This window comes from Xanthomonas sp. 1678 (assembly GCF_031455575.1).
Taxonomy (GTDB): domain Bacteria; phylum Pseudomonadota; class Gammaproteobacteria; order Xanthomonadales; family Xanthomonadaceae; genus Xanthomonas_A.
This window is the reverse complement of the sequence record NZ_JAVDSZ010000005.1, coordinates 264736-288819: the sequence shown is the minus strand read 5'-3', so window position 1 is coordinate 288819 and position 24084 is coordinate 264736. Positions and strand designations below refer to the sequence as shown.

The 24084-nt window shown below is 70.3% G+C and carries 19 protein-coding genes and 1 pseudogene; 11 read left to right on the top strand and 9 right to left on the bottom strand.

From position 1 onward, the window contains the following. Nucleotides 1-26: 26 nt before the first annotated feature. The 3 genes and pseudogenes from J2Y70_RS11980 to J2Y70_RS11970 all read left to right on the top strand — a co-directional run bounded on the left by J2Y70_RS11980 (nt 27) and on the right by J2Y70_RS11970 (nt 3531). A complete protein-coding gene (locus J2Y70_RS11980; protein WP_309917600.1) occupies nt 27-1280 on the top strand; it encodes an RNA polymerase sigma factor in 1254 nt (417 codons plus the stop codon). Nucleotides 1281-1517: 237 nt separating this feature from the next. After that, nucleotides 1518-3125 (top strand): serine hydrolase, encoded by a 1608-nt coding sequence (locus tag J2Y70_RS11975; protein WP_309917597.1) that lies wholly within the window; start codon nt 1518-1520, stop codon nt 3123-3125. Further along, a pseudogene (locus tag J2Y70_RS11970) lies at nt 3122-3531 on the top strand (VOC family protein). Before J2Y70_RS11975 ends, J2Y70_RS11970 begins: the two are co-directional and overlap by 4 nt. A 656-nt stretch (nt 3532-4187) precedes the next feature. Here the strand turns inward: J2Y70_RS11970 and J2Y70_RS11965 are convergent. Further along, nucleotides 4188-5216, bottom strand: coding sequence for a LacI family DNA-binding transcriptional regulator (locus J2Y70_RS11965; protein ID WP_309917594.1), 1029 nt, complete (start codon nt 5214-5216; stop codon nt 4188-4190). Next, a complete protein-coding gene (locus J2Y70_RS11960) occupies nt 5213-6592 on the bottom strand; it encodes a glycoside hydrolase family 30 beta sandwich domain-containing protein (RefSeq protein ID WP_309917591.1) in 1380 nt (459 codons plus the stop codon). Before J2Y70_RS11960 ends, J2Y70_RS11965 begins: the two co-directional genes overlap by 4 nt. A gap of 253 nt (nt 6593-6845) precedes the next feature. Here J2Y70_RS11960 and J2Y70_RS11955 point away from each other — a divergent pair, with 253 nt between their 5' ends. The 4 genes from J2Y70_RS11955 to J2Y70_RS11940 all read left to right on the top strand — a co-directional run bounded on the left by J2Y70_RS11955 (nt 6846) and on the right by J2Y70_RS11940 (nt 14238). Further along, nucleotides 6846-9611 carry a TonB-dependent receptor gene (locus J2Y70_RS11955; protein WP_309917588.1) on the top strand — a complete coding sequence of 922 codons (2766 nt, stop codon included), beginning with the start codon at nt 6846-6848 and terminating at the stop codon, nt 9609-9611. A 76-nt stretch (nt 9612-9687) separates the two neighbouring features. Continuing rightward, nucleotides 9688-11841: a glycoside hydrolase family 3 protein gene (locus J2Y70_RS11950; RefSeq protein ID WP_309917585.1), complete on the top strand. Its 2154-nt coding sequence runs from the start codon at nt 9688-9690 to the stop codon at nt 11839-11841. A 15-nt stretch (nt 11842-11856) separates the two neighbouring features. Further along, on the top strand, nt 11857-12210 hold the full coding sequence (locus J2Y70_RS11945) for a putative glycoside hydrolase (protein WP_309917747.1): 354 nt from the start codon (nt 11857-11859) through the stop codon (nt 12208-12210). A 198-nt stretch (nt 12211-12408) separates the two neighbouring features. Further along, complete coding sequence (locus J2Y70_RS11940) at nt 12409-14238, top strand: ABC transporter ATP-binding protein (RefSeq protein WP_309917582.1); 1830 nt, start codon at nt 12409-12411, stop codon at nt 14236-14238. Between the two features lie 209 nt (nt 14239-14447). Here J2Y70_RS11940 and J2Y70_RS11935 read toward each other — a convergent pair whose 3' ends face one another. Further along, nucleotides 14448-16265 carry a DUF885 domain-containing protein gene (locus J2Y70_RS11935; RefSeq protein ID WP_309917579.1) on the bottom strand — a complete coding sequence of 606 codons (1818 nt, stop codon included), beginning with the start codon at nt 16263-16265 and terminating at the stop codon, nt 14448-14450. A gap of 106 nt (nt 16266-16371) precedes the next feature. On the opposite strand from J2Y70_RS11935, the gene J2Y70_RS11930 reads away from it, so the two are divergent. Continuing rightward, nucleotides 16372-16728 carry a GFA family protein gene (locus tag J2Y70_RS11930; protein ID WP_309917576.1) on the top strand — a complete coding sequence of 119 codons (357 nt, stop codon included), beginning with the start codon at nt 16372-16374 and terminating at the stop codon, nt 16726-16728. 11 nt (nt 16729-16739) lie between these two features. Continuing rightward, on the top strand, nt 16740-17516 hold the full coding sequence (locus J2Y70_RS11925; protein WP_309917573.1) for a DUF4349 domain-containing protein: 777 nt from the start codon (nt 16740-16742) through the stop codon (nt 17514-17516). A 119-nt stretch (nt 17517-17635) separates the two neighbouring features. Here the strand turns inward: J2Y70_RS11925 and J2Y70_RS11920 are convergent, their stop codons facing one another. From J2Y70_RS11920 to J2Y70_RS11905, 4 genes are all read right to left on the bottom strand, one after another. Next, entirely contained in the window at nt 17636-17929 is a 294-nt protein-coding gene (locus J2Y70_RS11920; protein ID WP_309917570.1) for a hypothetical protein, read from the bottom strand. Between the two features lie 66 nt (nt 17930-17995). Next, on the bottom strand, nt 17996-19429 hold the full coding sequence (locus J2Y70_RS11915; RefSeq protein WP_309917567.1) for a DUF2867 domain-containing protein: 1434 nt from the start codon (nt 19427-19429) through the stop codon (nt 17996-17998). Between the two features lie 34 nt (nt 19430-19463). Then, nucleotides 19464-19778 (bottom strand): metalloregulator ArsR/SmtB family transcription factor, encoded by a 315-nt coding sequence (locus tag J2Y70_RS11910; RefSeq protein ID WP_309917563.1) that lies wholly within the window; start codon nt 19776-19778, stop codon nt 19464-19466. Between the two features lie 188 nt (nt 19779-19966). Next, nucleotides 19967-20908, bottom strand: coding sequence for a LysR substrate-binding domain-containing protein (locus J2Y70_RS11905; protein ID WP_263395072.1), 942 nt, complete (start codon nt 20906-20908; stop codon nt 19967-19969). Between the two features lie 218 nt (nt 20909-21126). Here J2Y70_RS11905 and J2Y70_RS11900 point away from each other — a divergent pair, with 218 nt between their 5' ends. Further along, on the top strand, nt 21127-22035 hold the full coding sequence (locus J2Y70_RS11900; RefSeq protein ID WP_309917558.1) for a DMT family transporter: 909 nt from the start codon (nt 21127-21129) through the stop codon (nt 22033-22035). 162 nt (nt 22036-22197) lie between these two features. Then, nucleotides 22198-22710, top strand: a complete 513-nt coding sequence (locus tag J2Y70_RS11895) for a DinB family protein (protein ID WP_309917555.1) — start codon at nt 22198-22200, stop codon at nt 22708-22710. Nucleotides 22711-22783: 73 nt separating this feature from the next. On the opposite strand, the gene J2Y70_RS11890 is transcribed toward J2Y70_RS11895, so the two are convergent. Then, entirely contained in the window at nt 22784-23026 is a 243-nt protein-coding gene (locus tag J2Y70_RS11890; RefSeq protein WP_309917552.1) for a hypothetical protein, read from the bottom strand. 87 nt (nt 23027-23113) lie between these two features. After that, nucleotides 23114-24028: a peptidylprolyl isomerase gene (locus tag J2Y70_RS11885; protein ID WP_309917550.1), complete on the bottom strand. Its 915-nt coding sequence runs from the start codon at nt 24026-24028 to the stop codon at nt 23114-23116. Nucleotides 24029-24084: the final 56 nt, after the last annotated feature.

The window sequence follows — 24084 nt, the reverse complement described above, 5'->3', positions numbered from 1 at the left end:
CCGCGACCGGTGCTCTGATTCGGCGCATGGATAACGCGCTCACGCAACGGCTGGAGACGGTCTGGCGCATGGAAGCGCCGGGCCTGATCGCACGCTTGACCCGGCTGCTCGGCGGCGACGTCGGCCGTGCCGAGGAACTGGTGCAGGACACCTGGTTGGCGGCGCTGGAGCGCTGGCCGATGCAGGGCATTCCCGACAATCCCGGAGCGTGGCTGATGACCACCGCGCGCAATCGCGCCATCGACGTGCTGCGCCAGCACCAGCGGATCGCCGGGCAGCATGCGCAGTGGGGCGAGCTGCTGGAGCCGCAGCCGCTGCCGGCGCCGGACGACAGCGATGCGCTGGAGGACGACATCGGCGACGACCTGCTGCGGCTGATGTTCGTGGCCTGCCATCCGCTGCTGCCGGCGGACGCACGGGTGGCGCTGACCCTGCGTCTGCTCGGCGGCCTGAGCACGGAGGAGATCGCGCGCGCGTTCCTGCTGCCGGAGCCGACCATCGCCCAGCGCATCGTCCGCGCCAAGCGCACGTTGGCGCAGAAGCAGGTGCCGTTCGAGGTGCCGCGGCAGGCGGCGCTGCCGCAGCGGCTGGCGTCGGTGCTGGAGGTGATCTATCTGGTGTTCAACGAGGGCTATGCGGCCAGCGCCGGCGACGACTGGATGCGGCCGGCGCTGTGCGAGGAAGCGTTGCGCTTGGGCCGGGTGCTGGCGCATCGCATGCCGACGTGGCCGCAGGTGCACGGGCTGCTGGCGCTGATGGAACTGCAGGCCTCGCGCAGCGCCGCGCGGGTGGGTGCCGACGGCAGCCCGGTGCTGTTGCCCGAGCAGGACAGGGCGCGCTGGGACTGGCTGCAGATCGCGCGCGGCCAGGCCGCGCTGCAGCGCGCGCAGAGCCTGGGCGGTGGCGACGACGCCTACGTGCTGCAGGCGGCGATTGCCGAATGCCATGCCTGCGCGCGCCGCGCCGAGGACACCGATTGGGCGCGGCTGGCGGCGCTGTACGCGCGGCTGGCGCAGTTGCATCCCTCGCCGGTGGTGGACCTCAACCGTGCGGTCGCGCTCGCGCGCGCCGAGGGCGCGCCTGCGGCCTGGGCGCTGCTGCAGCCGCTGCGCCAGGATCCGCGGCTGCGCGACTACGCGCCGCTGGCCGCGGCCTGCGGCGATGTGCTGCAACGCCTGGGGCGGACCGACGAGGCCCGCGCAGCGTTCGCGCAGGCGGCTGCGCTCAGTGCCAACGCGCGCGAAAAGCAGGCGTTGCTGGCCCGGGCCGCGGCGCTGTAGCGCGGCACTGCCGCGCAGGCCCGGTGCTGGCCTACACTCGGTCCTGCGCTGCGGCGCATGGCGGGGCGCGGGAGATGGCGTTCCCGGTTGACCGCGGCGTTGGCAAGGTGGGGCGTGCGCAGCGCCATGCGCGCTGCGGCAGGCCGTGTCGGAGTGGCCATCGGCGGCGCGTTGCGCTGCGGACGCCGCGCGCGGCGCCGGTAGCGGCGTCTTTCTTTGATTTCAGGAGCGATGGATTTGAAAAGCATGTCGATGGGCTGCGGCCTGCTGCTGGCGATGAGCGCCACCGCGCAGGCGCAGGCGCCTGCCCCGGTGGAGGCGGCGTTGCCGCCGGCGCTGCAGGATCTGGATGCGCGGGTCGAACGGGTCCGCAAGCAGTTCGACGTGCCGGGCATCGCCATCGCCATCGTCAAGGACGGGCAGGTGGTGCTGGAGCGCGGCTACGGCGTGCGCGAACTCGGCAAGCCGGAGCCGGTGGACGCGCAGACCCTGTTCGCGATCGCCTCCAACACCAAGGCCTTCACCGCCGCGTCGCTGTCGATCCTGGCCGACGAGGGCAAGCTCAAGCTCGACGACCGGGTGATCGAGCATCTGCCGTGGTTCCAGATGTCCGACCCTTACGTGACCCGCGAGATGCGCCTGCGCGACCTGCTCAGCCACCGCAGCGGGCTGAGCCTGGGCGCCGGCGACCTGCTGTTCTGGCCGGCGACCGGCTACCGCAACGAGGAGGTGGTGCGGCGCCTGGCGCAGGTGCCGCTGAAGGGCGGTTTCCGCGACCGCTACGCCTACGACAACATCCTGTACGCGGTGGCGCAGAAGGTGATCGAGCAGGTGTCCGCGCAGTCCTACGCCGAGTTCGTGCGCCAGCGCATCTTCGTGCCCGTGGGCATGAGCGGCGCGCGCATCAACAGCGACCACCTGCAGCCCGGCGATCGCGCCGCGGTCGGCCATGCCAAGTTCGATTTCCGCGAGCTGCGCACGGTGCCGCCGCTGACCTGGTCGAACAATGCCGGTGCCGGCGGCATCTACGCCAACGTGCACGACATGGCCAAGTGGATGCAGGTGCAGCTCGACGGCGGGCGCCTGCCGGTGGCCGACGGCCAGGAGCGGCGCCTGTTCAGCGCGCAGCGGCAGCAGGAGATGTGGCAGGTGATCACCCCGATCGCCATCGCCGAGCCGAGCGTGCCGGAACTGCTGCCGGCCAAGCCCAACTTCGCCGGCTACGGCGAGGGCTGGAGCCTGAGCGACTACCGCGGCAACAAGCTGGTCTGGCACACCGGCGGCTGGCCCGGCATGGTGTCGCGGCTGACCCTGGTGCCGGAGCGCAGGCTGGGCGTGATCGTGCTGACCAACCAGGAAGTCGGCGCGGCGTTCAACGCGCTCACCCTACAGGTGCTCGACGCCTATCTCGGTGCGCCGGCGACCGATTGGACCGCCGCCTACGCCGCGGCGGTGGCCAAGGCCGAGCACAAGGCCGACGAGGACTGGAGCAAGCACCAGGCCGCGCGCGACGCCACCTCCACGCCGTCGTTGCCGCTGGCCGGCTACGCCGGCACCTACCGCGATCCGTGGTACGGCGACGTGGCGATCGTGCAGCGCGGCAAGCGGCTGGAACTGCGCTTCAGCAAGACCGCGCAGCTGGTTGGCACGCTGGAGCACTGGCAGCACGACACCTTCATCGTGCGCTGGCGCGACCGCTCGCTCAACGCCGATGCCTTCGTCAACTTCGCGCTGACGCCCGACGGCAAGGTGCGCGAGGTGCGCATGGACGCGATCTCGCCGCTGACCGATTTCAGCTTCGATTTCCAGGATCTGTTGCTGACCCCGGTCGCCGACGCGTCGTGAGCTCGGCGGTGCCGATGCTCTCGCACGTGCATCTGGGGGTGAACGATTTCCCGGCCGCATTCGCGTTCTACGCGCCGCTGTTGCAGGTGCTGGGGCTGCAGCTGACGTTCCGCGACGACGTGCGCGGCTGGGCCGGCTGGACGGCGCCGGACTCGCCGCGGCCGTTGCTGCTGATCGGCCGCGCCTTCGACGGGAGTCCGCCATGCCGGGCAATGGGCAGATGCTCGCGCTGCAGGCAGCGAGCCGAGCGCAGGTGGATCGCTGCCATGCATTGGCGCTGGCCCACGGCGCGCGCTGCGAAGGCGCGCCCGGGTTGCGCGCGCACTACCACCCGGACTACTACGGCGCATACTTCCGCGACCTGGACGGGAACAAACTGTGCGTGTGCTGCCACCGCACGGAATGAGTGCGGTGGCTGCTGCGCTGCTGTTGGTTGCTGCCTCGTTTCGAGATGGCCCGCTGCGTCAGAAATAGACGCCGATCGCCAAGCCGATTGACTGTAGGAGCGGCTTCAGCCGCGACCCCGAAGCCGGAGGCCGTCGGCTTCGGTGGCAGTCGGGACTGAAGTCCCGACTGCAGAAGCAAGGGCGGCCGCGCGGATGGCTTTCGCGCGCCGCTTGTTGTGGAAGCGACTTCAGTGGCGACCCCGAAATCGGAAGGCATCCGGCTTCGGCAGCAGTCGGGACTGAAGTCCCTCCCACAGGGAGCCGAACCGGCCGTGCGAATGGCGTTCGGCACGTGCAGCTTTGTTGTGGGAGCGACTTCAGTCGCGACATCGAAGCCGAAGGCCGTCGGCTTCGGTGGCAGTCGCGACTGAAGTCCCTCCTACAAGAAGCCCTATCGCGGCACCGGTCACAGGGATACTCGCGCAGCGGCAAGCAGTCGCGATCGATCCTCCGGCGTCGGCACCGGTATCGGCGTGTACCAGCGCGACCCCCTCGTCCCGCTAACCGGCGATGCCGCCGATCGTGCCAGTTATTCGACCGGCCATTTGCGGTATTGCCTGCAGGATCGCCGGGACGGCATGCAGCCGGCCACGCGTTGCGCGCGCAGCATCGTTGCTCAGCGCTGTGCGGCGGGCGGGCCCAGCGAGCCGCGCAGCAACAGGCGGTACGGCAGGGTCTCGCAGGCCGCAGGCTGCGGCGCGCGCAGCCGCGCCAGCAGCAGTTCCAGCGCGCGCCGGCCCATCTGCTGCAGCGGTTGCTGCACCGTCGCCAGCGCCGGCGACACCTGTTGTGCGACCAGGGTGTCGTCGAAGCCGCAGATCGACAGGTCGGCGGGCACGCCGAGCCCGCGCAGGCTGGCGCTGCGCAGCACGCCGGCGGCCATCTCGTCGTTGGCGGCGAACACCGCGCTGGGCCGATGGCGCTGCCCGAGCAGGCGCTCGCCGGCCTCGATGCCGGAGGCGAAGTCGAAGCGGCCCGGCACCACCAGGCGCTCGTCGTAGGCGATGCCGGCGGCGGCCAGCGCATCGCGATAGCCGGCCAGGCGCCACTGCGTCGCGCCGTGGCCGGGCAGGCCGCGGATGTGGGCGATGCGGCGATGGCCGAGCCGCACCAGCTCGCCGACCAGTTCGCGCGCGGCGCGCCGTTCCTCCAGGCGTACGCCGGGCCAATGGCGCTGCCGCCGCGGCGAGATGCAGGCCAGTGCGATGCGCTCCGCATCCAGGCGCCGCAGCAGCGCGTCATCGTCGGTCAGTGGCGGGATCAGCAGCAGGCCATCGATGTGCTGGTGCCGCGCCAGTGCGACCAGCGCATCGGCATGGTCGGGGCGGCTGCGGTCCACCGGCGCCAGCATCAGCGTGTAGCGCTGCGCGCGGCAGGCCTCGAGCACGCCGTTCTGGATCTCCATCTGGTAGTACGAGGGATTGTCGTAGACCAGTGCCACCGCGTAGGAGCGCTGCCCGGCCAGGCTGCGCGCGGAGGGGTTGGGCTGATAGCTCAATTGCTGCATGGTCTGCTCGACCTTGCGCCGGGTCTGCTCGCGCACGTTGGGCTCGCCGTTGATGACCCGCGACACGGTCTTCATCGAGACGCCGGCGCGCGCGGCGACGTCCTCGATGCGCAGGCCCTGCGTCGCGCGTTTGCTCATCGCCTCGCGCCCGCCGCCGGTGCCGCCCAGACAAAGCTCGCCATGCTGCGCGCCGGCAGGGTGTAGCGGAAGCCGCGCGCGCCATCGGCCACCGCCACGGTGCGTTCGCGGTCGGCGCTGTTGACCGCCACCAGCACTCGCGAGCCGTCGGGATTCAGGAACGCCACGTTGTCCACGTCTTCGCCGCCTTCGCTGGAATCGATACGCCAGGCCTGCGGCCGCACGAAGCGGCTGGCATGGGCGAGCGCATAGTACTCGTCGGTGCGCACCACGCGCTCGCCGTCCGCGCCGATGTCGACGACGCCGCGGCAGGTGTCGCAACCGCCGGCATGCGGCCCGCCCTGCAGGTCCAGCGCAAGGTTCCAGAACAGCACGCCGCGCGCGCCGTGGCGCACCGACTGCACGATCAGCCGCCGCGCCTGCAGGGTCAGGCCGCCGCTGCGCAGCGGTTCCCAATCGCCGCCGGAACACTCGGTCATGTAGGCGTCCTTGTCCGGGTAGGCCGCCTGCACCGGGCTCTGCGCGGCGGGATCGCCGGCATAGCAGTGCCACGCGACGGCGGCGACATGACGCCGCGCCTGCGCATCGGCGAGCACCGCCAGCGGCTCGTGCGGCTGGTCCCAGTTGTGGTCCCAGTCGAAGATCAGCGGCGGATCGCGGCGCGCGTCGAGCAGCGGGCCGAGGTGGCGGCCGATCAATTGCGCGCGCTGGCTCGCCTCCAGGCGCATGCCCGGATAGTCCTTGGGGGTGAAGCCGGGTTCGTTCTGCAGGGTCAGGGCGAAGATCGGCACGCCGGCCTGCGCATAGGCATCGACGTAGCGCAGCAGGTAGCGGGCGAAGGCGTCGTAGTACTCCGGCTTGAGCGTGCCGCCGATCAGGCTGCCGCTGGTCTTCATCCACGCCGGCGCGCTCCACGGCGAAGCCATGATCTTCAGCTCGGGATTGATCGCCAGCGCCTGTCGCGCGATCGGCAGCACGTCGTCGCGGTTGGGAGCGATGCTGAAGTGCGCCAGCGCCGGGTCCGGCGCGTTGTCCGGAGTGTCGTCGAGGCTGTAGTGGTGGCGCGAGAAGTCCGAGGCGCCGATGGTCAGCCGCGCGAAGCTCAGTCCCAGGCCGCCGTCGGCGCGCCCGAACAGTTCGCGCATCAGCGCGTCGCGGCGCGGCGGCGGCAGTTGCTGCAGCACCCAGGCCGAGGCGTCGGTGATCGATGCGCCGAAACCGAGCATACGTTGGCGCCGCGCCGCGGCATCGATGCGGATGTCGGCGTGCGCCTGCGTGGTCCAGGTCGCGGCCGGCGCCGGTGCGAGCGCCTGGCGATGATCGTGGGTGGTGATCCAGACCTGGATCGTATCGGCCGGCGCTGGTGGCGTGGCCACGGCGAGGCTGCAGCAGACGCCGAGCAGGGCGCCGCAACAGGCACGCGCAGCGCCTCGCCGCATAGCGCGCGCGGCCGCGAAACGCCGCGCAAACCCCGTGTTGCGCCGCAACGATTCCATGCGGCGCGACGCCGCATCGGCGAAGAACGTCATGAATTTGCTTGGCTGCGGCATTGCGCGCTCCTACCGGGATTGACCGCACTGGATACAGCGCGTATGACAGCGCTGTCAAAAATGCCGGGAGGGGCAGCACATGAAGGGGATGCAGGAATTCTTCGTCGCCCGCGCACGCCGCGGCGTGCCGGCACGGCGGCTGCTGGCCGTGGCCTGTTGCATCGCCGCGCTGCAGCAGGCGCACGCGCAAACCGCCAGCCCGGCCGTGCCGGCGCAGCAGGACACGGTCGGCACGCTGGACGCGGTGCGCGTCACCGGCATCCGCCATGCCATCGAGACGGCGGTGGAGACCAAGAGCGAATCGTCGCTGATCGTGGAGGCGATCTCGGCCGAGGACATCGGCAAGCTGCCGGACGTGAGCATCGCCGATTCGATCTCGCGGCTGCCGGGCGTGGCCACCCAGCGCGTGGACGGGCGCTCGCAGGTGATCAACATCCGCGGCATGTCCGAGCAGTTCGTCGGCACCACGCTCAACGGCCGCGAACAGGTCAGCACCGGCGACAGCCGCGGCGTGGAGTTCGACCAGTTCCCGGCCGAACTGATCAATGCGGTCACCGTCTACAAGACCGCCGACGCCGCGGTGATCGGGCAGGGCCTGTCCGGCACCGTGGACCTGAAGACGATCCGCCCGCTGGACCTGGACGAGCGCCGCATCGTGGTCAGCGGCAACGGCGAGAAGAATTCCTTCGGCAAGCTCGGCGACGACGGCCACGACACCGGCTACCGCGCGGCGGCGTCCTACGTGGACCAGTTCGCCGGCGACACCATCGGCGTGGCGCTGGGCGTGGCGCGGCTGAATTCGCCGTTCCAGGAAAAGCACTACAAGGCATGGTGGTGGGGTAATCCGGACAGCTGGGGCGCCACGCAGCCGGGCAAGCCGCCGGGCGCGGTCGCGCTGCAGGGCTCCGAAGCGTGGATCAAGTCGCGCGAACTCACCCGCGACGGCGTGATCGGCACGCTGGAGTACAAGCCGAACGAGCACTTCCACAGCGTGCTCGACGGCTACTGGTCCAAGTTCGAGCAGAACGAGACGATGCACGGCGCGATGTGGTCCAACGCGCCGGACTTCAGTAACGCGCTCGGCCAGCAGGTCGCCTATCGCGACATCGTCACCAGCGACCGCCAGGGCGTGCCGATCATCACCCAGGGCACGCTGAGCGGCGTGCAGCCGGTGCTGCGCAACGACCGCAACGACCGCGAGGACAAGCTGCTCTCGGTCGGCTGGACCAACACGCTGCGCTTCGCGCCCTGGTCGCTGAGCCTGGACCTGAACTACTCGCGCGCCGAGCGCCGGCAGTCGCAGCTGGAGACCTACGCCGGACTGGCCGATCCGCAGGACATCGGCTTCGAGCTGCCGCTGAGCAACGATTTCGCGCGCTATTCGCTCGCCGACCTGGCCGACCCCGGCGCGGTGTATCTGTGGGACCCGCAGAAGTGGGGGCACGACGGGCGGGTGGAGAATTCCTGGCAGAAGGACGAGATCAAGGCCGGCCGCCTGGAGTTCAACTACGACGTCGACACCGCGCTGGTGCGCAGCTTCGACCTGGGCGTGAACGTCAACCGGCGCAGCAAGGACAAGCGCGCCGACGTGTACTTCGCCGACCTGCCGGGGCGCACGCCGACCCTGGTCGACCCGTCGCTGCTGTATGCGCCGACCTCGCTGGGCTTCGCCGGCATCGGCGACATCCTCAGCTTCGATCCGCGCGCGCTGCTGTCGCGCTACTACGACGTGAGCCTGTCGGAGAGCAACGACGACCTGCGCAAGGACTACGTAGTCGAGGAGGACGTCAACACCTACTATCTGCGCGCCAACATCGACATGGACCTGGGCGAGCGCGTGCGCGTGCGCGGCAATGCCGGCCTGCAGTACATCAGCACCGACCAGTCGTCGACCGGCTTCAACGCCAGCGGCGGTGCGGTGGTCGGCGCGCAGACCCTGGGCGCGCGCTACCACGACGCGCTGCCGAGCCTGAACCTGGTGTTCGACTTCGGCGACGGCTGGATGGCGCGCCTGGGCGCGGCCAAGCAGCTGATGCGCCCGCCGATCAACTACCTCAGCGCCGACGCCAGCGCCGCGGTGGACACCAGCACCGGGCTGTGGAGCGGCAGCGGCGGCAACCCGACCTTGCAGCCGTACCGCGCCGATGCGCTCGACCTGTCGCTGGAGAAATACTTCGGCTCGGCCAGCTACGTCAGCCTGGCGCTGTTCTACAAGGACCTGCAGACCTACATCTACCGGCAGAACCTGACCTGGGACTTCACCGGCTACAACCCCGACGGGCAGACCCCGGTGTCCAACATCGGCACCTTCAGCACCTGGGCCAACGGCAGCGGCGGCTACATGCGCGGCATCGAGTTCGCCGCCAGCGTCACCGGCGACGTGTTCAGCGAGCGCCTGGACGGCTTCGGCGTGCAGGTCAACGGTTCCTACACCGAGTCGTCGATCGACCCCGATCCCAGCGACAACTCGCCCGGCACCGACACCATTCCCGGCCTGTCCAAGATCGTCGCCAACGCCACGCTGTTCTACGAGAAGCACGGGTTCAGCGCGCGCGTCAGCCAGCGCTACCGCGACGCCTACCGCGGCGAGTACGGATCGCTGTTCGGCCAGCGCAGCTACCGCAACACGCTCAGCGAACGCGTCACCGACCTGCAGCTGAGCTACGACTTCCCGGACAGCGGCAGGCTCAAGGGGCTGTCGTTGATGTTCCAGGTCAACAACCTGACCAACGAGGCGTTCCGCACCGAGGTCAGCGCCGCCGGCATCGCGTCGACGGTGTTCCTGCCCGAGGAATACACCGAGTACGGCCGCCAGTACCTGCTCGGCTTCCGCTACAAGCTCTGAACCGGCGGCCGCGTACGCCGCACCGGGCGCCGCGCTGCTGCGCGGCGCCCGGCCGCCCATCGATGGAGGAAACCGCATGTCCACACCGCACCCCTGGGCCCGCGCGCTGCTCGCCGCCGCCAGCCTCGCCGCCGTGGCCGACGCCGCGCCGCCGGCCGCGCCGGCGCCGGCACCGCTGCGCGACTGGCCGGCGCTGCGCAGTGCGGTCGCGCAGGATCCGGCCAGCGAGGCGCGCATCGCGCAGATCCTGGGCGGCATGACCCTGGCGCAGAAGGTCGGGCAGATGACCCAGGCCGAGATCAAGTCCATCACGCCCGAGCAGGTGCGCCAGTACTACATCGGCTCGGTGCTCAATGGCGGCGGTTCGTGGCCGGGCAAGAACAAGCACGCGCGGGTGCAGGACTGGCTGCAGCTGGCCGACGCGTACTACCAGGCGTCGATGCGCACCGATGCGCAGGTGCCGATTCCCATCGTCTGGGGCACCGATGCGGTGCATGGGCACAGCAACGTGTACGGCGCCACGCTGTTCCCGCACAACATCGGCCTGGGCGCGGCGCGCGACCCGGCGCTGGTCGAGCAGGTCGCGCGCGCCACCGCCGAGGCCAGCCGCGCCACTGGCATCGCCTGGGCGTTCGCGCCGACCCTGGCGGTGGCGGAGGATCCGCGCTGGGGGCGCACCTACGAGAGTTTCTCGTCGGACCCGGCGCTGGTGCGCAGCTACGCCGCCGCCTACGTGCGCGGCATGCAGGGCCGGCTCGGCGACGATGCCAGCGTGCTGGCCACCGCCAAGCACTACCTCGGCGACGGCGCCACCGAGCACGGCCGCGACCAGGGCGTGGCGCGGATCGACAAGGCGCGGATGGTCAACGTGCACGGGCAGGGCTACTACGGCGCGATCGAGGCCGGGGTGCAGACGGTGATGGCGTCCTACAGCAGCTGGAACGACGTCGGCGCCGGCGTCGACTACGGCAAGATGCACGGCGCAGAACCGCTGCTGACCGGGGCACTGAAGCGGAAGATGGGCTTCGACGGCTTCGTCGTCTCCGACTGGAACGGCATCGGCCAGGTGCCGGGCTGCAGCAATGCCAGCTGCGCGCAGGCGATCAACGCCGGCGTGGACATGGTGATGGTGCCCGACGACTGGAAGGCGTTCATCGACAACACCGTGGCCCAGGTGCAGTCCGGGCAGATCCCGCAGGCGCGCATCGACGATGCGGTGCGGCGCATCCTGCGGGTCAAGCTGCGCGCCGGGCTGTTCGCGCACGCGCCATCCGCCAGCCGCTACGCCGGGCGCGAGGATGCGCTGGTGCAGCGCGACCTGGCGCGGCGCGCGGTGCGCGAATCGCTGGTGCTGCTGAAGAACGAGCGCAGCGCGTTGCCGCTGCGCCGCGGCCAGCGCCTGCTGGTGGTCGGCAGGCGCGCCGACAGCATCGCCGACCAGGCCGGCGGCTGGTCGCTGACCTGGCAGGGCACCGACAACGGCAACGCCGATTTCCCCAATGCGCAGAGCATCCTGGCCGGCTTGCGCGAGGTCGGCGGCGCCGCGCAGGTGCGTTATGCCGAGTCGGTCGCCGCGGCGCAACCGGGCAGCTACGACGCGATCGTCGCGGTGATCGGCGAAACCCCGTATGCCGAGGGCAGCGGCGACATCGTCGCCTCCAGCACCATGGCGCACAGCCAGCGCCACCCGGAGGACCTGAGGACGCTGCAGGACGCGGCCGCGACCGGCAAGCCGGTGATTACCGTGCTGTTGTCCGGGCGGCCGCTGTACGTCAACGACCTGCTCAACCTGTCGCAGGCCTTCGTCGCCGCCTGGCTGCCGGGCAGCGAGGGCGGCGGCGTGGCCGACGTGCTGTTCGGCGGCGCGCACGATTTCCGCGGCCAGCTGAGCTTCCCGTGGCCGGCGCAGGCCTGCCCGCCGCCGGTGGCGCCGGCCGATCCGGCGCGTCCGCCGCTGTTCGCGGTCGGCTACGGCTTGCGCTACGCGCGCGGCGGCCGCGTCGGCGCGCTGCCGGTGCAGCTGCCGGACAATTGCGGCGCGGCCACCACGCTGCCGGTGTTCAACCTGCGCGATGCGCCGCCGTTCGCGCTGAAGCTCGCCGCGCGCGGCCAGGAGCACGCGCTCGGCGCCGATCTCAATACCGCACTGCAGTGGCCGCAGCCCGAGCCTGCGCTGAGCGTGCGCACGGTGCAGGTCAGCACCCAGCAGGACGCCAAGCAGGTGACCTAGCACGCGCCGGCGCGACTGTTCGCCAGCAGCCCCGGTGGCCAGAACCTGACCGCGATGGCGCAGGCGCACGCGGCGCTGCAGTTCGACGTGGTGGTGGAGCACGCGCCCAGCGCGCCGGTGACGCTGCGCCTGGGCTGCCTGCGCGGCTGCGGCGACGGTATCGACATCGGCCCGCTGCTGGCCGCCGCCGGCAGCGGCAAGCGCACCGTGACCGTGCCGCTGGCCTGCTTCGCCAAGCGCGGCGCCGACCTGGGCGGCATCGACATGCCGTTCGCGATCGATGCCGATGCGCCGTTCGCGGCCGCCTTCACCCGCATCCAGATCGTCGCCGGCGCCGCGGATGCGGGCGACGCGGTGCAGTGCCAGTAGCCGCGCTGCGCAGCGCAAGCGGCCGCGGCTAGGTTGCGAGCCGGGGATGCGCGTGGCGCCGCCCGGCCCGCGCGTGCGTGGCGAAGCGCGCCGGATGTCGGCGGTTCCCGTTCGCGGACGCCGCCGTCCGCGCTCTGCGCTCTGCGCTTGACGCGCGATAGGCTACCCTGGCGCCCCGTTGGTCGTTGGCGTTTTTCGATGTTCCGCTGGTTCGAATCCCTGATCGAGGTCTTCCCGAAGGTGGAGACCGAGATGCCGCCGCGCGGCGTGGCGCGCTTCTACCTGCATTACCTGCGTCCGCTGTGGCCGCTGCTGCTGGCCACGCTGGTGGCCGGGCTGCTGCTGGCGCTGGTGGAAGTGGCGATGTTCGACTTCCTCGGCCGCATCGTCGACATGCTAGCCGAGCGGCCGGGGCCGGAATTCTTCCACCGCCACGGCGGCGAACTGCTGTGGATGGCCGCCATCGTGCTGGTGGCGCGGCCGCTGTTCGTGGCGCTGCACAACCTGCTGGTCAACCAGGCCATCGTGCCCGGGCTGAGCAACCGCTCGCGCTGGCTGATGCACAACTACGTGGTGCGGCAGAGCCTGGGCTTCTTCCAGAACGACTTCGCCGGGCGCATCGCCAACCGGGTCATGCAGACCGGCACCTCGCTGCGCGAGTCGGCGGTGCAGATGGTCGATGCGCTGTGGTACATCGCCGTCTACACCGGCAGCGCGCTGTGGCTGTTCGCCCAGGCCGACCCGTGGCTGATGGCGCCGCTGCTGGTGTGGCTGCTGGTCTACGTGGGCCTGATGGTGTACTTCGTGCCGCGGATGAAGAAGCGCGCGTGGATCGCCTCGGATGCGCGCTCCAAGGCGATGGGCCGCATCGTCGACGGCTACACCAACATCGCCACGCTGAAGCTGTTCTCGCATGCCGGGCGCGAGCAGAGCTACGTGCGCGAGGCGATCGGCGAGCTGGCGGCCAAGCACCGCCGGCAGACCCGCATGACCACGGCGATGGACACCGCCATCGCCGTCGCCAACGGCTTCCTGATCGCCGCCACCTGCGCGCTGGCGCTGTGGCTGTGGAGCCGCGGCCAGATCAGCGTGGGCGCGATCACCCTGGCCACCGGTCTGGTGATCCGCATCCACAACATGTCCGGCTGGATCATGTGGACGGTCAACGGCATCTTCGAGGACATCGGCGCGGTGCAGGACGGCATGGAGACCATCGCGCAGCCGGCGCAGGTGCAGGACCGCGCCGACGCGGTGCCGCTGCGCGTGGAGCGCGGCGACGTGCGCTTCGAGCACATCCATTTCCACTACGGCAAGCGCGGCGGGGTCATCGCCGGGCTCGACCTGCAGGTGCGCGCCGGCGAGAAGATCGGCCTGGTCGGGCCGTCCGGCGCCGGCAAGTCGACCCTGGTCAACGTGCTGCTGCGGCTGTACGACCTGGAGAGCGGACGCATCCTGATCGACGGCCAGGACATCGCCGCGGTCACCCAGGAAAGCCTGCGCGGGCAGATCGGCCTGGTCACCCAGGACACCTCGCTGCTGCACCGTTCGATCCGCGACAACCTGCTGTATGGCCGGCCCGACGCCAGCGAGGCGCAATTGCGCGCCGCGGTGGCCAAGGCGCGCGCCGCCGAGTTCATCGAGCAACTGGTGGACGGCGAGGGCCAGCGCGGCTACGACGCGCAGGTCGGCGAGCGCGGGGTCAAGCTGTCCGGCGGTCAGCGCCAGCGCATCGCCATCGCCCGCGTGCTGCTCAAGGACGCGCCGATCCTGATCCTGGACGAGGCGACCTCGGCACTGGATTCGGAAGTGGAAGCGGCGATCCAGGACAGCCTGGACGAACTGATGGCCGGCAAGACGGTGATCGCGATCGCGCACCGGCTGTCGACCATCGCGCGGATGGACCGGTTGGTGGTGATGGACCAGGGCGCGATCGTCGAAACCGGCACCCACGCCGAACTGGTCGCGCGCGGCGGCCTGTACGCACGGCTGTGGGCGCGGCAGACGGGTGGATTCGTAGGAGCGCGCTAGCGCGCGGCGTCAGCGCATTCGCGCTGTCGCCCCCACAGTTTGCTACGCAAACCGTGGGCCCCAGCTCATCACCATCCAGATCCCCCGCGCCTGTCGGCGCGCCCCCCTTGACTCAAGAGGGGCTTTTCTCCAGTTGGATCGCGTGAGGTCATCGGGCGCGGTGGACCGCTTCTACGAATCCCGACTCCCGAATCCCCAATCCCGGCTTCTCACTGGATCGGCTCGTCCAGCATCAACTCCCGCACGAACCGCACCGGCGGCGCGCCGTAGGACAGCACCTGGTCGTGGTAGGCCTTCAGGTCGAAGGTGTCGCCGAGCTTGGCCTGCATCGCCTTGCGCAGGTCCAGGTGTTCCTGCACGCCGACGAAGTAGGTCGGCAGCTGCGCCGAGGTCAGCTGCGCACGCACCCATTTGCCCTCGGCTTCGCTCTGCTGCTGGAAGGTGTCGTGCACCATCAGTTGCATGGCCTGTTCCTTGCTCCAGTTGTCCACGTGCACGCCCTGGTCGAGCAGCGCGTTGGCGAGGGTGCGCAGGTAGAACTTCAGCTGCACCAGGTGGAACAGCGGATCGTTGTCCAGGTAGCCCTGCTCCTGCATCATCCGCTCGGTGTACACCGCCCAGCCCTCGGCGAACACGCCCGAGCGCAGCACGCCGCGCAGGGTCGAGGGGAACTTGGCCGAGTGCCAGCCTTCCACGTAATGGCCGGGCACGCCTTCGTGGATGCTCAGCAGGTGGATCATGCGGCCGTTGTATTCGCGCAGGAACGATTCGGCCTGCTGCGCGCTCCAGTCGTCGGGAATCGGCGACACCGCGTAGAAGGTCTTCAGGTTTTTGTCCAGCGGGCCGGGCGAGTCGCAGTAGGCCACCGCCACGCCGCGCTGGAACTCGGGCATCAGGATGATGTCCACCGGCGCGTCGGGCAGGGTCAGCAGGTTCTTGCTGCGCACGAACTCGGTGGAGGACGCCAGCGAAGCCTTGGCGTCGTCGACCACCTTGTCGCGCGCCGGATGCTGCGCGTAGGCCAGTTCCAGCGCCGCCTCGATCGCCGCCTGCTGCTGCGCGTCGCTCGGCGCATCGACCAGCGCCGGCGCGTTCGGGGTGTCCTTCAGCACGGTGCGGGCGATGCCATACATCTCCTCGCGCACGCGCTTGAGCTCGGCTTCGGCGCGCTGCTTGATCTCGGCGCGCGACAGCGAGGAATTGAGCGCGAACTTCAGCTTCTGGTCGTACTTCTCCGCGCCGATGCGGAAATCGCCCTTGGCGTTGGGTACCAGGGTCTTGTCCAGCCAGGTCTGCTGTTCGGCCACCGCCTGCTTCAGCCCGTCGATCGCCGCCTGCAGGCGCTGCGCGTCGGCCTCTGGCAGTTCCTTGGCGTGCGGAACGATGAAGGTGTCGACGATGCTGAGGATGCCCTGGTTCTGCTTGGCCACGGTCTGCGCGTTGATCAGCGGCACCCGCGCCGGGTCCAGGTTGGCGCGCGCCTGCGCGAACAGCGCCGGGATCTTCTCCATGCGCGCGGTGGCCGATTTCAGCCGCTCCGGCAGCGGCGCGAATTCGCGCGCCATCAGCCCGTAGATCGCGCCGCCGGCCAGGCCGTTGTAGACCTGCGGATCCCAGGCCCAGCTCTGCGCCACCTCGCTGCTCCAGATGTCCGACTGCAACTGGTTGCGCAGGATCGCCGCGTCCACCTGGTTCTCGCGCGAGAGCTTGGCAATGTCCAGCTTGTCCAGTTCGGCCAGCAGCTGCTTGCTCGCGTCCAGGCTCTTCTGCCGGCCGGCGGCGCTGAGGTCGTCCAGTTCGCTGTCGTAGCGGTGGTCGCCAGTCTGGGTGGCGCCGACCGGGGACAGCTGCATCCAGGTGTCCACGGCGCGCTTGGACAGCGCGGCGAAGGCGGTGTCGGCGGCCGGGTCGGCGGCCGCGGCGGCGCTGCCGGGCGCGGCGGCGGACGCCGTCGTCGGGGCATCGGCGGGTTTCTGGCAGCCGGCGAGGGCGGCGAGCAGGGCGGCGGCGAGCAGGTGCTTGCGCATCGGGGTTCCTATAGTGGGTCGATCCGCCAGCATAGGCGGCCGCCGCTGCGCGCGCACCTGCCGTTGGATTACCCTTGCGCTTCTTCTTGGTCCTCGGAGTGCAGGGATGAACTACTCGGGCAGCTGCCATTGCGGCCGCATCGCATTCGAACTGGAAACCGAGGCGCCGATCGCCGAGGTCTACGACTGCAACTGCTCCATGTGCCGGCGCCGCGGCGGGCTGCTGTGGTTCGGCGCGCGCACGGCGCTGTCGCTGCGCAATGCGCCGGAGGCGCTGGGCACCTACCGCTTCAATCGCCTGCACATCGACCATCATCACTGCCCGGGTTGCGGCATCGCCCCGTTCAGCGAAGGCACCCACCCCAAGACCGGCGAGGCCACGGTGGCGGTCAACGTGCGCTGCCTGCCGCAGGTGGACCTGACGGCGCTGCAGGTGCACAGCGTGGACGGGGCGAGCCTGTGAGGGCGCGGCCCTTGCACTGGGGCGTGCTGCTGCTGGCGTTGGCCGCGGGCGGCTGTTCCAAGCACGCCGACAGCGTCGGCGGTGCGGCCGAAGCGTCCGCGGCGGCACCGACCGCGGATGGACGCGCGGCGATGCTGGCCTACGAGCACGAGGTGAGCGTGCAACTGCCGGCGGCGCAGATCGAGGCGCGGCTCAAGCAGGCCCAGGACAGCTGCCTGAGCGGGCGTTTCGGCGCCTGCAACGTGCTGTCGGTGGAACAGCGTGGTGGCGAGCATCCGCAGGCCTCGCTGAGCGTGCGCATCGTGCCCGCCGGGGTCGAGCCGCTGATCGCCCAGGCCGGCAGCGACGGCGAGATCGGCAGCCGCAGCACCCGCGCCGAGGATCTGGCGCAGGCGGTGCAGGACAACGCCGCCCTGCAGCAGCGGCTGCAGGCCGAGCAGCGGCGGCTGCAGGAGTTCCAGCAGCGGCGCGACCTCAGCGTGGCCGACATGATGAGCCTGTCGGCGAAAATGGCCGAACTCGACACGCAGCTGCTGGCGGCAAGTCAGGACGCGGCGCAGCATCGTCGGCGCATCGAGACGCAGCGGCTGACCCTGCAGTTCGCCACGCCCGACGGCGAACGTGGCCGCAGCGAGATCGGCGAAGCCTTCGCCGACACCGGCGCGATCTTCGCCTCCGCCACCGCCTGGGCGATCCGCGTGATCGCGGCGCTGACCCCGTTCCTGCTGCTTGGCGCGGTGCTCTGGTGGCTGATCGCCTGGCTGCGCCGGCGCCGCAGGCGCATCTAGGAAGCCGGTGCTGCCGATGTGTCTCTTGTAGGAGCGACTTCAGTCGCGACGGGCTCTACCGGTAAGCCGCCGCGGCTGAAGCCGCTCCTACAGTCCTTGGGCAGCCGAGAGAGAACGCGCTAGCCTTCGTCCTGCTCGAACTCCACGATCACTTCCAGGTCGAAGGCCAATGCCTCCACCGCCTCGCGCACCTTCTGTGCAGTGGCCAGGTTGCCGGCCTCGATCTCGACCTCGTGGGTACCGGGACCCTGGTCGTCGGGCAGCCCGGCGGAGCTGGAATCGTCGTCGTCCATATGGTTCATCAGGTCGTCGATCTCCTCGACGTGCTCGATGCCTTCCAGGCTGCCGAGCAGGTTGATGATGGCGCGGGCGTCGTCTTCGCTGCCGGTGATGCGGATACGGAGCAGGGGCATGGGCCGTTCTCTGGGTAGGGGAAAGCAAGGCTAGGCAGGCGCCGGCTAAGGCGAAGTGATGACGTCTCAGGATGCGCGTGCGGCCTGCTCCCGCACCGCCGCGTCGAGCACCGGCGACAGCAGCGCGTCGGCCGCCGCGCGCAGCATCGCCGGGGCGATGTAGTGGCGATGCGCGCGCGCGATCGTGGCCATGTACAGGCGCCCGAACCAGTTGCGGCAGGCCACGCGCGTGTCCAGGCTCAGTTCGACGCTGCCATCCTCGTCCAGTGCCACGCCCACGCAACTGCGGAACAGCAGATGGCGGTCGTCGGCGCCGAGCAGCACCTGCGCGCGCCGGTCGTGCGCGGCATGCGCCTGGTCCAGCACTGGGAAGCGGCCGGCGAACAGGCGCTCGCGCTGCGGCGACAGCAGCGAGGACACCGGACAGCCCAGCGGCGAGGTGCGCAGCCGCAGCGGCGCGACCAGCGTGTTGCGGATCCGCATCAACCAGGTCACGCCGAGCGGCGGACGCTGCATGAAGCCCTCCAGCAGCGCCACCATCAGCGCATGCGCGCCGTGCTGGTGCACCTGGTGCGCCTGCAGCCGCAGGCGCACGCTGTCCTGATGATCGTGCGCCGGCAGTTCGCGCCACAGCAGCGAACCGGGCACCGGCTGCGGGTGCGCACGCACCGCCGCCAGCCGCGGCGCCAGCGCGACGAAGCCGGGCGGGTGCCGCCAGCGGCCCAGCGCCTGGCGCAGGCGCCCGCTGAGCGCGCGCAGGCTCGCGCACCAGGCCAGCCGGCGGCTGCCGGGCGAAGCCGACAGCGACAGGCGCACCGTCGGCACCTGCAGCGCCCGCGCCTGCGGCGATGCCAGCAGCGCGGTCACCGTGTCCGGCAGCAGTTCGGTCAGCGTGGCGATGTCGGCGGTACCGGCCAGCACTTGCGCGCGGACCTCGGCGGCGAGATCGCCGCCGGCCTCGTCGCTGTGGCAGGACAGGGCGAAGAACGTCGGATGCGTCGCGTGCGCGCGCAACGGCGCGAACTGGTGCCAGGTGCCGCCACCGAAGCGCACGGTGAACAGGCAGTCGGCCGGCAGGTCGACATGGCGCAGCGCGGCCAGGAAATGCTGCGGGTCCTGCTCGAGTTGCGCCATCGACGCGGTGCAGAAGCGCAACTGCGCGCCGCCGCTGCCGGTGATCGCGGTGAACATGCGGTGCCCGGCGTGGCGATGGAAGGGATGCCCGTTCGCGCCGACCGCGAAGGAGAACAGCGAGGTCGTTTCGCCGTTGGCGAAATCGGTGCCGGCCAGACGCGCCGACGGCTCGTCCAGCGCGTCGTGGAAGCTGGGATGCGCGCGCTGGCGCACGCAGGCCTGGGCGATCAGCGGGTCGCCGGCGCCGGCGCCGAGCTGCGCGATCAGCGTCACTTCCACCGGCAGCCCGCCGCTGTACGAGGCCAGGCGCACGGACGGAAAGCCGGTCTGTGCGGCGGCGCGATCCCTGGGCGGGGCAATGGACATCGGCGGGTTCCTTGTGGCCGTTGCGGGAAGGGGCTCAGGCGTTCTTCTTGGCCAGCTTGCGCGCTTCGCGCTTGAGTGGGCCGGCGGTGGGGCAGACCTCGAAGGCGAAGCCGCTGAGCGTGTTGACCAGGTTGTCGGGGGTGAGCCGGTACACCACGAACTGGCCGCGGCGCTCGCTGGACACCAGGCCGGCCGCTTCCAGCACCGACAGGTGCCGCGAGATCGCCGGGGCGCTCATCGCGAAGCGCTGCCCGATCTGCCCGGCGCTGAGTTCCTGCGCCGACAGGTAGGCGAGGATCTCGCGGCGCGGGCGGGAGGCGAGGGCTTCGAACACACGATCGATGGACATCAGGGATTAGATAATTAACGAATTAGCTAATTAATGATGCATTGACGGCCGCGTGTCAAGCGCCGTATGGGAAGTCCAGTTTCGGGCGATGGCCTTTTGTAGGAGCGGCTTCAGCCGCGACAGGATCCATCGGTAACGCCTGTCGTGGCTGAAGCCGCTCCTACAAAAGCGCAGCCAGGCGAGAACAGTTAGCTCGCCCCCGGCGGCAGCCCCAGCAGTTCGGCCGGCAGCGCCGGCATCGGCGTGCGTTCGTCCAGCGCCTCGCGTTTGAGCCAGTCGATGAACTGGCTGGCCGCCGGGCTGGGCAGGCGGTGGCCGGGGTGCACGATGTAGTAGGAGTAGCGCGCCTTCAACGCCGGGCCGGGCAGCCGCACCAGTTCGTAGCGCTGCAGGTATGGCTGCGCGATGTGCTTGCGCGCCAGCACCGCGCCGACGCCGTACACCGCCGCGCGCATCGCGTCGGTGCTGTCGTTGAAGGTGTGCATCGGCGGCAGCGCCACGCCGCGCACCGCGGCGGCGCGGAACCAGTCGCGCCAGCCCTGCGGCGACATGTCGCTGAGCAGCGGCAGCTGCGCGATCTGTTCGGGATGGCGCAGCGTGGCCAGCTGCGGCAGCGCCGGGGAGGCCACCGGGAACAGTTCGTCGTCCATCAGGTGGTGCGAGGTCAGCCCCGGCCACGCGCCCTGGCCGTAGCGGATGCCCAACTCCGGACCGCCGTCCTCGAAGCGCGAGAACGCTGCGTCGGTCTGGATGTCCAGGCGCACGTGCGGATGCGCCTGGCAGAAGCGCGGCAGCCGCGGCAGCAGCCAGCAGTAGGACAGCGAGCGCAGCGTGGTGATGCGCAGCGGCGCTGTGTCGGCCTGTGGGTGCAGGTTGCCGGCCACCGCGGCGATATCGGCCAGCGCCGCGCTGGCCGCATCGGCCAGCTGCCGACCCTCGGCGGTCAGCTTGACCCCGCGCGCGTGGCGCTGGAACAGCGTCGCGCCGAGCAGCGCCTCCAGCTTGCGCACATGGTGGCTGACCGCGCTGGCGGTGAGGTGCAGTTCCTCCGCGGCATGGGCGAAGTTCTGGTGGCGCGCGGCGGCGGCGAACACGCCGAGCGCGGGCAACAGGGCAGGGCGCAATTGCATCGGCAGACACGCGGCAGATTTGTGGCTCGCGACGATACTACGCGCTTGTGGGCATTGCGACGGCGCGCGATCCTGGCAGCCATGCGCAAGATACGCGGCCGGCGCGGGCCACGTACCGGCGCGGCCCCCGCTTCTCGTGACCCGTTTGCCCGTGTGGCTGCAGGCGCACAGGCGCCGCCACACGCGACGGCATCGACAACGAACCAGGAGACAGCACGGTGAATGCAGCCAACCCCGCGTCCGGCGATCCGGCCGACCACCTTCCGGCGCCGGCGGTGCGCGACTGGCGCACGCCGCTGGAGCTGCTGTTCCTGGGCATCGTCTGGGGCTGCTCGTTCCTGTTCATGCGCGTGGCCGCGCCGCAGTTCGGCGCCTACGCGCTGGTGGAACTGCGCCTGGCGCTGGGGGCGACGGTGCTGCTGCCGTTCCTGTGGATGGCGCGCGCGCGCTTTCCGCTGCGGCGCTGGCCGACCCTGGCGGCGATCGGGCTGCTCAACTCCGCGCTGCCGTTCCTGCTGTTCGCCTGGGGCGCGCAGCATGCGCCGGCCGCGATCGGCGCGATCTGCAACGCGATGACCGTGCTGTTCACTGCGCTGATCGCGTTCCTGTTCTTCGGCGAGAAGATCGGCGCGCGGCGCGCGGTGGCGCTGCTGATCGGCTTCGTCGGCATCGTGGTGCTGGCCACCGGCAAGTCCGCCGGGCTGAGCGTGGGGCCGGCCGCGTTCGCCGGCGCCACCGCCTCGCTGCTGTACGGCATCGGCTACAGCCTGGTGAAGCGCTACATGAGCGACCTGCCGCCGGCCGCGTCGGCGGCCTCGACCCTGGGCTGCAGCGCCTTGCTGCTGGCGCCGCTGGCATGGACGCACTGGCCGACCGCACCGGTGCCGGCGGCGGCTTGGGCCTGCGCCGGCGCGCTGGGCGTGGTCTGCACCGGCCTGGCGTTCCTGATGTACTACCGGCTGATCCAGCGCATCGGGCCGGCGCGCGCGTCCACCGTGACCTACCTGGTCCCCGTCTTCGGTGCGCTGCTGTCGTGGTCGATCCTGGGCGAGCCGTTGACCTGGAGCATGCTGCTGGCCGGCGTGCTGATCCTGGGCAGCGTCGCTTTCAGTCAGCGCGCGCGCTAGAGAGGCCGCCACCGATTCCCGTAGGCTGCGTGGCTGCAGTCAGGCTCAAGCCACAGGCCGTCCTTGCACCTGCAGGTAGCAAGGAAAAGCGAGTGGACAGATACTTTTTCCGAGCCCGGGAGGTGTGCCCGGGAATCGATGACACGCGCCAAGGACATCCCGATGACCGCTTCCCTGCTCGCATCGCAATTCGCCTTCAAGGCCTGGGCCAATGCCGAACTGCTGCAGGCGCTGGCGCAGATCGATGCGGCCGCGTATCCGGCGCAACGCCTGCGCGCGATCCGGCTGTTGAACCATACCTATGTCGTGGACCGGATCTTCGCCGCGCACCTGGACGGCGGCACGCATGCGTTTACGGCCAGCAACACGCCGCAGACGCCGGAACTGGAGGCGTTGCACGCGGCCGTCGCCGAATCCGACCGGTGGTATGCCGGCTACATCGCCCGGCTCGACGCAACCGCATTGCAGCAGTCGCTCGCGTTCCGCTTCACCGACGGCGATGCCGGCCGCATGACCCGCGAGGAAGTGCTGTTCCACGTGCTGGCGCACGGCGCCTACCACCGCGGCAACATCGCCATGCTGCTGAGCGAGTGCGGGCTGGAGCAGCCGCGCGAGCTGTTCACCCGCTTCCTGCACGCGCGCGAACCCGAGCGCCGCGGCGCGGCGTTGGCTTAGACGCTGGGCCGCGTCGCCAACGCTAAACCGCGCTGCAGTGCATGAGCTGACGATGAGATGCAATCATGTTTGGCTAGCGACTGGATCTGCCTAACCAACCTGCCTCGACGATCTCGACAGCCGACAAGATTTTCTGCGCAAAAGCGCGAGCCTGCGTCACGTCGAACTCGATCGCAGCTTCGTAGGGCATTGCGACGACCTTGATGAAGATGACGCCCTCGTCCTGACGCGCCTCGCAGTCAACGGTCTCTTGGTAAGGCTGCCTGGAGAGGTCGGTCAGGTTTGTTAGGGCGCCTGACGTGCGGGTGAGGGGCAACCGGAGCGCGCGTTAGCCAACGCGCGCTCGCAAGCAGTGATTGCTTTGTCGACTAATTGTTCGCGGAGTTCTCATGGCACGTAACCATTACTGCGGTGGCGTGCGCACCGGCAGCGGTACGTTGCACAGGTCGATGTGCCCGGCCGGGCGCTTGTAGAAATCGTCGCGGCGGTTGCGCCGCGCTTCGGCCACGTCGCGGAAGGTCTGGGTGTCGGTGCGCAGCAACTGCAGCGGCGTGCGCTCGGCTTCGGGCAGGTCGCTGGCGAGCTTGATCGCGCGGATCGGCGTGCGCTGTTCGGGCTTGGCGTAGAAGCCCATCGGGTCCGGTCCGCGCGGGATCACGCTGAGCAGTTCCATGCCCTTGACCACGCGCCCGACCACGGTGATGTTGCGGTCCAGCTGCCGCGGCGATTGCCCGGTGACCACGTACAGTTCGGCGCCGATGCTGCTGTCCTCGTCGTTGTTGCGGCCGGCGCCGAGGGTGCCGTAGCAGTGTGCCAGCCAGGCCTTGCCATCCTTGGGATCGCGCGCGGCGGGGAAGCCTTCGACGAAGCCCACTTGCGGCGCCCAGCCGTCGCGGTCGGGCAGCGCCTGGAACGCCAGGCCCTTGGCGTCGCGCTGGAACTCGGCAGGCAGGTGCCGCTTGGCCGACCCCAGCGACTTGGCCTTGCCCGCCTCCTCGCCGTCGGGATCGCCGAACTGCACCACGAAGTTGTCCTGCGAACGGTAGACGCTCAGGCCGTCCCAGAAGTGCTCGTGGGCCAGGGTGCGGATGTTGTCGACATGCTCCGGCGCGAATGCCGGCGCCAGCTCGATGACCACGCGGCCGGCGTCCAGGTCCAGGTACAGCGTGTTGGCCGGGTCCAGCGTGCGCCAGTCGGCGGGCTTGGACGCGTCCAGGATCTGCTGCGGACTGCGGTACGGCGCGGCAGGCGCGGCGGCCAGCGCGGCGGTGGCGGACGACAGCAGCGCGAGGGCGAGCAGGGTGGGGCGCAAGGGCATGACGGCAGCCTGGAGGACGGTAGCCGATTCTTACCCATGCGCCGGCGGTGCGCCAA